Origin of the sequence: Rhodococcus sp. EPR-157 (assembly GCF_001647195.1) — a bacterium.
GTDB lineage: Bacteria > Actinomycetota > Actinomycetes > Mycobacteriales > Mycobacteriaceae > Rhodococcoides.
In genome coordinates this window covers 1-11,114 of the sequence record NZ_LVCV01000180.1, presented here as the reverse complement: position 1 = coordinate 11,114, position 11,114 = coordinate 1, and the positions used below count along the sequence as shown (strand labels likewise).

Genomic DNA, 11,114 nt, shown 5'->3' with positions numbered 1-11,114 from the left:
GATCTACGCGGTGGAATCCTCGGCTGCCGTGTCCGGGCCTTACACCGTCGATCTCGACCGCGTTCCGTTCGTCCAGGGCGGTCCCGAGTCGATTCAGCGATCGAACGAGCAGCGCCGCAACGGGGTACCCGATCCCGTTCCCGAGGGGCCGGTGATTCTCGCTTCCGATGCCGAAGCCGCGGGCATTCCGGTGCCCTCCGTGACGGTCACCGACACTCCGATGAACAGGGAGACCGATTTCGGGCAGGTCGACAACCACAATTCTGCGCTTCGGTCGGCCGACGAACCACGCCGATCACTGAACGAAGTCGCCGACTATCCGGTGTACGGCGCCGACACCGTCGACGGAGAGTGGGAGGGTGCGCGCATCACCGCGTCGAGCTCGGCCTCGGACTCGACACAGATCGGCGGTACCAAGCCGGGAAGCGGAGTCGCCGCCGTGGTCGACGGCGACCTTGCCACCAGCTGGGTGAGCAACGGAATCGAAAGCGCAGTGGGACAATGGCTTCAGCTCGACTTCGACAAGCCTGTCTCCGGCGGCCTACTCGAGCTGCGCACCAGCCCCGGCACCATCGGCGACCCCGTCAAATGGTTGGAGATCACCACACCGAACGGAAGTACCGCGGCCCGCATCGACGAGCCCGGCGACCTGATGACGGTATCGCTACCCGGAGGTCCGACGCCGTGGGTGCGAATCACCGCAAAGAACACGGTCGACGGCACCAGCGGTAGCCAGTTCGGAATCAGCGAGCTGTCTGTCCAGGACTATTCGAATCGTGATGCACCGCAGAAAGTGTCGATCGTCCACCGAGCGGTTCTCCCCGACGTCCCTGCCGGCGCAGACGTGGCGGCATGGGACCTCGGACAGGAATTTCCCGGACGCTCCGGATGCCTCGACACGGGGGACAGAATCCGTTGCAGCAGTGGACTTTCGGTGAATCCAGAGGAACTGGGCCGCTTCTCGCGCACCCTGACCGTCCCCGAGGGCACTGCTGTACTGCCCGAACTGTCGCTTCGCACCCGCCAGAGTCCCGAGCTCGAGGCGTTACTGTCTCAGCCCGGACGCCCGGCGGCGTCGGGCGCATCCGATGTCGGCGACCTCGCAGGGTCCCCGTTCGCCGCCACCGACGGTGACGATCGCACCGCGTGGACCGCCCCGGAGAAGAGCATCGAGAAGCGCGCAGGCACCCAGCCGACCCTGACGATCACCCTCCCGGAGCCGACGCTCGTCGACGCTCTCACGTTGTCCCCCAGCCTGGGTCCTCTACCTGCGCATCCGACGTCGGTGGCAGTCGATCTCGGTTCTGGGCCGCAGGTTCGCGAGGTCGACCCGAACGAGCCTACGACGATCGATCTGTATCCACAGGTGACCGACCGCATCGTGCTGTCGATCACCGACTGGGACGACGTACTCGACAAGAATTCGCTCGGCTTCGTGGTGCCGCAGCCTCCCGGTCTTGCCGAGGTGACCGTACTGTCCGGTGGCCGCGAGGTAGGCGCGCCACTCGACGAAGACCGTCCGATCACGGTCGCCTGCGACGTGGGGCCCATCATGTCGATCGCAGGCCTGACCGTCCGCGCCTCGGTGACCGCGACACCGGCGCAGCTACGTTCGGGCGCACCGGTGCAGGCCACGATCTGCGAGGGTCCGTTCCCTGTACCCAATGAGACACTGAACCCGATTCCGCTTCCGGAGGGCAGGCAGGACATCGTCGTCGACCCGGGTGCAGCATTCGTCGTCGACGGAGTTCGCCTACGCACCATGCCCGTTCCGGCAGTCAGCGCAACCAGCTCGGCACCACGAGCTGCAGCCACCACCGCATGGGGCGCAGGTCATCGGGAAATCACCGTGACCGAGCACGACGGCGATCAAGTCCTGGTCGTGCCCGAGAGCACCAACAGCGGTTGGCACGCAACATCTTCCGACGGTGCCGAGCTGAAGCCCGTGGTCGTGAACGGCTGGCAGCAGGGGTGGATCGCCCCAGCGGGGACATCGGGCACCGTGCGCCTCGACTATCCGTCGGACAAGTGGTATCGACTCGGCATATTCGGCGGCCTCTTCCTCTTGATTCCGTTGATGTTCTACGCATTTCGGCGAAGTCGAAGCCCCACCGGTGATGCACCTGCGCCTTGGCGCAGCAGAGTACTCGGCTGGGGTCTACTGTTCCTCGCCGTCACTGTGATCGCGGGAATCGGCGGAGTTCTCACGGCAGCAGCGGTTGCCGCAACATTCCTGGTTCTACGACGGCGCTTCGGCGACGACGTCGGCGCCAAGACCATGGTCTGCATGGCCGGCCTCGGAACGCTGCTCGCGACGGCGATGCTGTCGAAGGGCCCGTGGCGCGACACGGACGGCTACATCGGGCACTCGTCGCTGATCCAACTGGCTGCGCTGATTGCCCTCGTCGCCGTGGCGGTGAACGCGTTACGAACACAAGTAGGTCAGGCCGCGCGTGAATGATCTGCGGTGCGAAACCGATTGCGCAGCGCACGTCCCGCAGGCTCCTCCACGAGCGCGTAGCTAGCGGCCGCGACCGGGATCGACAGCGCAACAGTCACCGTCAAGATCAGAAGAAAATGCCCGGTGAACGGGATGACTCCGAAGACCGGGAACACCATCGCCAGAATGACCAAGTGCCAGATGAAGATGCCGTAGGACCACCGGCCCAACGCGAGCGTCACCGGATGTTCGAGGACCGCGTGTCTGCGATGTTCGCCGGCGAGCACCAGCGGAGCCAGTAACGCCATCGCCAGGACCGCTCCGAGCGCGATCTTGACCTCGAACTGCCATGGCTCCGGCCGGACGAGACCCTGTGGCCCTGCCAACGGCGTCGCCGACGCAACGAACGCGACAACCGCGATCGCACCGATCACCAGTCGACGGGCAGCCAACCGATGTAGCCCCGTCTGAAGTCGCGTCGAATACTCCGCGAGGATCATTCCCGCCGCGAACCACGGAACGTAGGCCGGCAGCCAGTTGTCGTGGTGGATGGCGTCAGGCGTCGAAATCGGAATGAACGCCCACACAAGACTCACGATGGACGCCGTCAGCAAGACTGGAATGCGGTACCGCGCGGCCTCTCCGCGCAAGCCCGCCATCAGCAGTCCCACGACCGGCAGCATCAGGTAGAACGCCACCTCGACCGACAGACTCCACATCTGAGTCATGCCCTCGGTCAACGTCAGCGGCACGAACACCTGCGTCAGGGTCAAGTTCGACGCCCAGACCCGCCAGCTGCTGCCGGTGTTCGGCAAGAACAGAAGGACGAGCGTCACCACGACCCAGTACGCCGGAAGAATGCGGACGGCGCGGGACCACAGATACCTCGTCACCGGTTGGGCATGCCCCTGTCCTCGTGCCTGCGCAGCGTGAGGCCGCCACAGCAGAAAGCCGGACAGCGCGAAGAAGATGGCAACGGTGAGATCGAAACGCCCCCAGACTCGGCCCATGATGGGCGAACTCGCTGCACCGGTCTGAAACGCGACGTGGGTGACGACGATGCCGATCGCCGCGAACGCACGCATGCCCTCGAGAGATGGAACGAACCCACGGAGGGGTACGACGGAGCGAGGCAGCGATGCGGTCGGCGTAGTCATTGCGTATCCAGTGAAGCATCCCGCTGTGAAACTTGACCATCATCGGGCGTGCCCGCGACCACACAGCGTGATCACTGTTACTGTCACCTGCGACGTGGCGATACCAATCGGACACTCCAGGAATGGGCTCTGTACTGCCCGGACCTGTCGGGGGTGGAAGCAGCGGGGCGCCAGTAACACGACTAAGGAGATTCACACATGGCGGAGCGCTCAGGGCCGAGCCGGATTCTTGCCCTCGTACTTGTAGGCTTGGGCGCATTCCTGCTGGTGGCAGCGATTCTCATCCCGACGTACACGGTACCCCGCCTCGAGAAGACACCACTGGATCTCGAAGTGACCACGGTGTCCACCGGAACCGGCAGCGTGCTCAACGCAGCTTCCCTCGCAGCGGGCCAGGCCCAGGTCGACCAGGACGTCCCCATGGTGTCGCAGCGATTCGTCACCGTCGAGGACCCGTCGAACGCCGACGAGATCACTCTTCAGGCCGGACAGACACTTCGCCGCAGCGACAAGCAGGGTGACAGCGGACTTCTCACGGCAAGCGTCGACCGCGTGACCATCGACCGTGTGACGTCGATGCCCGTCGAGAATCCCGTCGGCACCATCCAGATTCAGGGCGACAAGCCTGCCGAGGAAGTTCCGCACACCGGACTCCAGTACAAGTTCCCGTTCAACTCCGAGCAGAAGTCGTACCCGTACTTCGACGTCAATGCCCGCGCTTCGAAGGACATCGACTTCGTCGAAGAGACCGAGATCAACGGCACGAAGGTCTACAAGTACGAGCAGACGGTCGGCCCGGTCGACCTGTCCGGCGTGGTCAACCTCCCGACCAACAAGGTGACTCTGCCGGCCGCTACCTGGGGAGTCGAGGGCGGCGACACTCCCGTCACGATGACCCGCTGGTACGAGAACAACCGCACGGTGTGGGTCGAACCCGAAACCGGTGTGGTCGTCAAGGGCGAGGAGCAGATCCACCAGTACTACTCGCGCACCGCAGGCGAGGCCGAGGTAGATGTGCTGAAAGCACCGATCACGTTCGACGAGAACACCGTCGAGTACCAGATTCAGCAGGCCAAGGACGGCCAGGACAAGATCTCACTGTTCGGACGCACGATCCCGATCATCGCCGGCATCCTCGGTGTCATCGCGTTGATCGCCGGTGTCCTTCTCGGACTGCGCGGCGGTACCGGCGGACCCCGCCACCCCGCACGCACCAGCGGAACACGGCCGACGAACGATGGTGGCGGCGCTGCACCGGCACAGCCCCGCGACCGCGACTGGACGACGGATCAGACCGAGGTCATCCCTAGGACGAACCTCTCCAAGGAATAGCCCGAACGATCGACGAATGGCGCGGCCCCACGGGGTCGCGCCATTCGTGTATCAGGGGGTGCATGGAGCTCCATTCTTCGCCGATATTTACGGGATCCCGTAAATGTGGGCGAAGAATGGAGCAAAATTCACGGGCTGCTTGGGGCTACCGACGATCCGTCAGCGCCACGGCACACACAACTGCGGGGGTCGCCGCAGCCACCGATACCGCAATGACGACGAACTGCACCAGCGTCGACGCCAGCAACGTCAGCAGCAACACCTCGACGAGCAAGCCGAACCACGCGACGAGAGCGAGCACAGTGCGTTCGCCGGCGATGGCCCACAGCAACGCGCTCTGCAACACCGCCAGGCACGCGCCCTGCAGCGCGAAGATGAACAAATATCCCTGGACGGCGGCGTAACCCTCGCCGACCACGATCGGGATCAACCCTGCAGCGAGCGCAGAGCCGAGAACAAGTACCGACCCGATACTGGCCACGACCGCCAACGCCGAGCGCAAAGCGGCCGCCGACTGCACCGGGTTTGCCATTCGGGGGTACAGCACGACACCGACAGCCTGGGGTAGCCAGAACGCCGCTTTCGTTGCGACGGCACCGAGTGCGTACAGCCCCGCATCCTCACTGCTGAGCAAGATTCGAGCCAGCATCAGGTCCACCGAGGACAGTGCGATCAACGCCAATTGCACCTGAGAGGCCCGCAGTACGGTCCCGACGCCGATGCGAACGGCAGATCCGGCCGTTCCGTCACCGCGGTCGAGCAGCCGCGCCGCCAGTGCCACCACTCCGGTGCCTGCGGCGCTGGCGGCCAAGACGACACCGGGTCCGCCGCCCAGAAACAGCACGACCACGGCCGGAACCACTTTGCCGAAGCCCGCCGACGCGAGTACGACGCTCAATCGACCGAACTGTCCCGCTCCCTGCAGCAGCCCCTGTTCCGTCGCGAGCAGCACCAGCAGGGGTGCCACGACGAGGGCCGACATCGTCGCCAGCACACTCGTGTCGAGTGCGAACGCCACGACCGGTGACAGCAGCACTGCAAGCACGGCAACCACAGCCGCACAGCGATACCCGAGAGTGCGCAGCGCACGACGGCTTCGACCGCGAACCATTTCCCGCGCCACGACGGACTGCAACGCGAGCGCAGGCACCGCCAGCACCAGTTGCGCGGCCAGCAGACTGGCGAACTCTCCGTACCCGTCGACGCCCAGCACGCGGCTCGCGGGCAGATGCAGCAGATAGGACGCGATGTTCGCTGTCATCGATCCGATCGTCACCATCGTCATCCCGCGCACGGCAGAGGCAGAGACGGCGCGAGTGGGCATGCGCCCACGGTATAGGGTGCCGATCATGGCGTCGTCGAGGTCCGGGTGGGCGGCGTCGCTGTACAGCTTTGTGCTGTCGATTCTCGTATTCGGCCCGCTACTCGGTCCTGGGTATCTTCTGCTGCGCGACGCCGTCAGTACCCCGCGGTCCTACTTCACGGATTCGGCGCTGGGGACCTCCGACGCTGCAGCGCGGGCAGTACCGCAGGATGCGCTGATCGCTGCACTGTCGACGGTGTTCGACGGTGGTGTTGTCGTCAAAGCGATTCTGCTGCTTGCGTTGTGGTTGGCGGGCTGGGGTGCTGCACAGATGTCGCGCACGCTGCTGCCGACAGCAGGCACACCTGCTGCGCTGGTTGCGTCGACGGTCGCTATCTGGAATCCGTACGTGGCCGAGCGCCTGCTGCAGGGGCATTGGAGTCTGCTCGTCGGTTACGCAGCACTTCCGTGGACTGTGGTCGCCTCGGTGACACTACGACGCACCGGCCGATGGGGCTGGCTCGCAGTCTGTCTCGCGGCAGCAGGCATCACGCCGACGGGCGCGATTCTGGCCGCGCTCACCGCCCTGGTCTGCGGCATCCCCGATGCGCGCAGAGCTTCCGCCCGACGTGCCTACGCACTCACCTGGTTGATCGTCCTGGTCGCCTCGTCGCCGTGGCTCGTCGCGACGGCCGTGTCCGGAAGCGGCGCGACCGGCACCGACCCCGCCGGCGTCACCGCTTTCGCCGCACGCGCCGAACCAGGTCTCGGGACGCTCGGCAGCCTTGCTGGGCTCGGCGGAATCTGGAATTCAGACGCGGTCCCCGCCACGCGGACAACCGTGTTCGCGGCCTTCGGAACTGCGCTGCTCCTTGCTGTCGTCGCGCTCGGGCTCGCGCCGCTGTGGCGACGAAGACGCAACCCGATCATCACGGCCACGGCACTTCTCGCCGCCGTCGCGATCGCAGGCACTGCGCTCGCCGCCACCGGCCCAGGACTCGCTCTCGGCGAATGGGCTGCGGTCGACGTTCCCGGTGCAGGACTTCTGCGCGACGCCCAGAAGTGGGTTGCGCTGGCCATGCCGTTCTACGCCCTTGCCGCGGCTGCGGGCGTTGCCTGGGCGGGTGCGCGGCTGCGCAACCGCTGGCTTCCGGCGGTGGCAGCGGCCCTCGCCGTGGTCATTGCACTCCCGGACCTGATCTGGGGTGCTGGCGGTCAATTGAAGCCCGTCGACTATCCCGATTCATGGTCGGCCGTCGCAGCCGAACTGGACGGTGCCGACGGGGACGTCGCAGTTCTCCCTGCCGGGATGTTCCGATTCTTTCCTTACAGCGGCGAATCCCCCGTACTCGATCCGGCGCCGCGCATGTTGCCGCTCGACGTTCTTCAGACGGGAGAGCTCGTCGTCGCAGGCGGTTCCGTGCGTGGTGAGGGGACACGGGCAGAAGCCGTCGAGCAGCTTCTGCTGGCAGGCGGAAGTGCTACGGAACTGGCTGATCTCGGCGTCGGTTGGGTACTTCTGGAACGGACGACACCGGGCGAGCTGGGCGCTGCGAAAACATCGTTGCAGCAACTGTCGGCCGTGTACGTCGACGACGAACTCGCGCTGTACCGGGTACCCGGCGACATCCAGGGCAGCGAGCCGACGAACAATCTGGCCGTCGGCGCCGCGCACCTTCTCTGGATCGCGCTACTGGTGGGCGGGCTGGGCTGGGCGATATTCCCCCGGCGACACAAGCCCTGACATGTGCGTTCCCGCGACCGATGCCGCCAGGACGCTCTGCACACCGTGAGCGGTTTGCTCCCACGAGAACTCCCGCGCTCGAACCCGCGCCTTCTCGCCGAGATCGGCACGCATGTCGTCGTCGAGCAGCAGCTCCGCCACTGCATCCGTCAACGCTTCGACATCACGATCCGCGGCCTCCGAGCCCACCAGCACACCCGTGACGCCGTCGATGATCGAGTCGGTCAAGCCTTTGGAACTGCGATAGCCGACCGTCGGCACCCCGTGCTGCGCGGCCTCGACGACGGCGAGTCCCCACCCTTCCTTGCGGGACGGCATCACGTGGACCCAGGAGCGGCCGAGCAATTCGTGCTTGCGTGCCTCGTCGACGTGACCGTGAAAAGTCACAGCGCTCGCGATGCCGAGCATGTCCACGCGCTCTCGAAGATTGTCCTCCCACCAACCACCACCGATGATGTCCAGGTGTAGACCGGGCACCAGGAAGCGAAGTGCTGCGACAGCCGCCAGCGCATCCTCGATCTGCTTGTGCGGAACCAGTCTCGACAGGACAGACAGCGAGGGATATGCGGTCCTGCGGTCCACCACGGACGCCGTCGGTATCGCGTCGGCACCGTTCCGTACCACCGCAACGCGTTCCCGGTCGACGCCCAACGCGACCAACTCGTCCGCCGACGGCAACGACACCGTCAAATACTGGCTACGACGATGCACTCGCGGAGAGACGGTGCTCTCGAGCCACCACCCGAGCTTGGCCATCAGCGGTCCCGCGACGGGCCACTGCTCACGATGACAATGATGAACGAGAAGGGTCACCGGCGCGCCCGCAACGAGGCGCGAGAAGAACGGGATGCCGTTCTGGGTGTCGATGACCGCATCCGGGCGAATTCCGCGGAGAGACCCGAAGCCGAGGCGCCCGGCGACGATTGCAGCCAAAGCCCGCGGGTAGACGCTCAACCGCCCGCCTGCCCGGCTGATGCGAATTCCGTCGACGACTTCTTCGGCAGGAGCTCCCGGATACGACGCCGTGCGCAGAGTCACTTTGACGCCGCGGGCGGCAAGGCCTGCACCGACCTGCTCCAGATAGCGTTCGCTGCCACCGCCTTGGGGGTGGCCGGTATCGCGCCAGCAGAGCAACAGCACCTCGCGCACGCTTTCGTCCCCCATCACAGCCATGAACATGAACTCCGAGACACCCTAGCGGTTCATCCGGCCCCACGGCGCTCCGACATGTACCGCTCGCCTAGTCTTCTTCCTCGTGCGACTAGCGTGGAAAGGCTCTACTGGCGACGGCTCCGCCGCCACCAGGCGGTTCGGCAGACGCGCCACGCTGCGCAGATCCGTGAGCCTGCTACGCGACTTCGGCCACGAACAGACCTCGCCGGACATCTTCTACGGCGCGCTCGCCCGCGATTCCGTCGAACTCATCGGTGACCTCTTCCTCGGCCTGACGGGTGAGGAGCTGCAGGGCCGCATCGTGCTCGACGTCGGCGGTGGGCCGGGCTACTTCGCCGAGGTGTTCCACGACAGCGGCGCACGCTACGTCCCCGTCGAACCCGATGCCTCGGAAATGCATGCCGCAGGCCTGACGGTCCATGGAAGTGTGCGCGGGTCGGGGATGGCGCTCCCGTTCCGGGACGACAGCGTCGACGTCTGCTTCTCCTCCAACGTCGCCGAGCACGTCCGCGAACCCTGGGTCATGGCCGAGGAGATGCTACGAGTCACCCGCCCCGGCGGATTGATGGTGTTGTCCTACACGCTGTGGTGGGGCCCGTTCGGTGGCCACGAAACGCGGCCCTGGCACTACCTCGGCGGCGAGTACGCGGCAAAACGGTACACCCGCACCCACGGCCACGAACCCAAGAACCGATTCGGCGAATCCCTCTTCGATGTCGGCGCAGGTGACGGATTGCGTTGGGCACGAAGCACTCCCAACGGCGATCTGCTCGCTGCATTCCCGCGATACCACCCGCGCTGGGCGTGGTGGATCATCCGAATCCCAGTACTCCGCGAACTCCTCGCGAGCAACCTCGTGCTGGTCTTCCGCGCCCACTGACACCCTCACACACGCGCAAACACCAGCTCATTCCGCAGGCTCCACTCCCACCTACATCGGGTCATTCCGCGGGCTCCACTCCCGCCTACATCGGGTCATTCCGCAGGCTCCACTCCCGGGTACGTTGGAACGATGACAGCGCTGGCACTGGATATCGGGGGAACCAAGATGACCGCGGCCGTCGTCGGCGGCGACGGGAGGCCCGGGGAACCACTGACCGTCTCGACGCCGAAGACCGGAGTGTGGAAAGCCTGCTCCGAGCTTCTCGACGCAGTAGCCGTCGGCACCGACATACAGGGCATCGGCGTTGCATGCGCAGGCCCGGTCGACACCACCGCAGGGGTCGTCGCGCCGATCAACATCCCGGAGTGGAAGGACGGCTTCGATCTGGCCGGCGCCGTCGGAAAGCTCTTCCCCGACGCTTCGATCAGCGTCGCCATGGACGGTGGATGCGCTGCGCTGGGAGAGCACAAGTTCGGTGCTGCAGTCGGCGTGGACGACGTCCTGAGCTTGGTCGTCTCGACGGGAATCGGCGGCGGACTCGTATTGGGCGGCAAGATCGTGGCCGGTCGAAGCGGCAACGCCGGCCACATCGGCCACATCGTCGTACCCGGTTCGACGACGCCATGCACGTGCGGCGGACTCGGCTGCGTCGAGACAGTGTCCAGCGGTCCCTCTGCCGTCCGCTGGGCACAGGAACAGGGCTGGACCGGTAGCACCGGCGCCGAACTGGCGCTCTCCGCGAGCGAGGGCGACGTCGTCGCGATCACCACGCTGCAGCGGGCAGGTGTGGCGCTGGGTCAGGCAATCGCGTCGGCTGCGGCACTCGTCGACGTGAATCTCGTTGTCATCGGGGGAGGATTCGCACAGGCCGGGCCGCCGCTGTGGGATCCGATCCAGGAGTCCGCGGCACTCCATGCGCGCCTGAAGTTCCTGGACGGCCTCGAGATCGTTCCGGCAAAACTCGGGGCCGTGGGAACGCTCACCGGTGCGGCCATCCTCGCCGTGGGTGCGGCTACACCGAAGTAGGTCGTGGCGCATGAAACTCCTTCCCAATTTCTGCAACCTGTTCTAGTCTCGTTCCA

General features: G+C 65.7%; 8 protein-coding genes. 5 read left to right on the top strand and 3 right to left on the bottom strand.

Annotated features, from left to right (window positions below; genetic code table 11):
• A partial coding sequence (locus tag A2J03_RS08145; protein ID WP_156520266.1) for a discoidin domain-containing protein occupies positions 1-2,461 on the top strand: 2,461 nt, incomplete at its 5' end.
• Here A2J03_RS08145 and A2J03_RS08140 read toward each other — a convergent pair.
• Positions 2,443-3,597, bottom strand: a complete 1,155-nt coding sequence (locus A2J03_RS08140; protein WP_068371909.1) for an acyltransferase family protein — start codon at positions 3,595-3,597, stop codon at positions 2,443-2,445. The two genes, A2J03_RS08145 and A2J03_RS08140, sit on opposite strands and share 19 nt — an antisense overlap.
• Positions 3,598-3,795: 198 nt before the next feature.
• Here A2J03_RS08140 and A2J03_RS08135 point away from each other — a divergent pair, with 198 nt between their 5' ends.
• Entirely contained in the window at positions 3,796-4,929 is a 1,134-nt protein-coding gene (locus A2J03_RS08135; RefSeq protein ID WP_068371906.1) for a DUF3068 domain-containing protein, read from the top strand.
• 145 nt (positions 4,930-5,074) lie between these two features.
• On the opposite strand, the gene A2J03_RS08130 is transcribed toward A2J03_RS08135, so the two are convergent.
• The gene (locus A2J03_RS08130) at positions 5,075-6,253 is read right to left on the bottom strand and encodes a polysaccharide biosynthesis protein (RefSeq protein ID WP_197480667.1); all 1,179 of its coding nucleotides are present in this window, start codon (positions 6,251-6,253) and stop codon (positions 5,075-5,077) included.
• 25 nt (positions 6,254-6,278) lie between these two features.
• On the opposite strand from A2J03_RS08130, the gene A2J03_RS08125 reads away from it, so the two are divergent.
• Positions 6,279-7,976 carry a hypothetical protein gene (locus A2J03_RS08125; RefSeq protein WP_231912422.1) on the top strand — a complete coding sequence of 566 codons (1,698 nt, stop codon included), beginning with the start codon at positions 6,279-6,281 and terminating at the stop codon, positions 7,974-7,976.
• Here the strand turns inward: A2J03_RS08125 and A2J03_RS08120 are convergent.
• Positions 7,923-9,125 (bottom strand): glycosyltransferase family 4 protein, encoded by a 1,203-nt coding sequence (locus tag A2J03_RS08120; protein ID WP_068371911.1) that lies wholly within the window; start codon positions 9,123-9,125, stop codon positions 7,923-7,925. The genes A2J03_RS08125 and A2J03_RS08120 overlap by 54 nt on opposite strands.
• Positions 9,126-9,231: 106 nt before the next feature.
• On the opposite strand from A2J03_RS08120, the gene A2J03_RS08115 reads away from it, so the two are divergent.
• Both A2J03_RS08115 and A2J03_RS08110 read left to right on the top strand, forming a co-directional pair.
• Positions 9,232-10,029, top strand: coding sequence for a class I SAM-dependent methyltransferase (locus A2J03_RS08115; RefSeq protein ID WP_068371900.1), 798 nt, complete (start codon positions 9,232-9,234; stop codon positions 10,027-10,029).
• 132 nt (positions 10,030-10,161) lie between these two features.
• Entirely contained in the window at positions 10,162-11,058 is an 897-nt protein-coding gene (locus A2J03_RS08110) for an ROK family protein (RefSeq protein WP_068371897.1), read from the top strand.
• Positions 11,059-11,114 lie beyond the last annotated feature (56 nt).

What these genes read in the sequence shown, in the direction of transcription:
- A2J03_RS08140 (WP_068371909.1), bottom strand. Translation starts at nt 3,597, where the DNA reads ATGACTACGCCGACCGCATCGCTGCCTCGCTCCGTCGTACCCCTCCGT.
- A2J03_RS08135 (WP_068371906.1), top strand. Translation starts at nt 3,796, where the DNA reads ATGGCGGAGCGCTCAGGGCCGAGCCGGATTCTTGCCCTCGTACTTGTA.
- A2J03_RS08130 (WP_197480667.1), bottom strand. Translation starts at nt 6,253, where the DNA reads ATGCCCACTCGCGCCGTCTCTGCCTCTGCCGTGCGCGGGATGACGATG.
- A2J03_RS08125 (WP_231912422.1), top strand. Translation starts at nt 6,279, where the DNA reads ATGGCGTCGTCGAGGTCCGGGTGGGCGGCGTCGCTGTACAGCTTTGTG.
- A2J03_RS08110 (WP_068371897.1), top strand. Translation starts at nt 10,162, where the DNA reads ATGACAGCGCTGGCACTGGATATCGGGGGAACCAAGATGACCGCGGCC.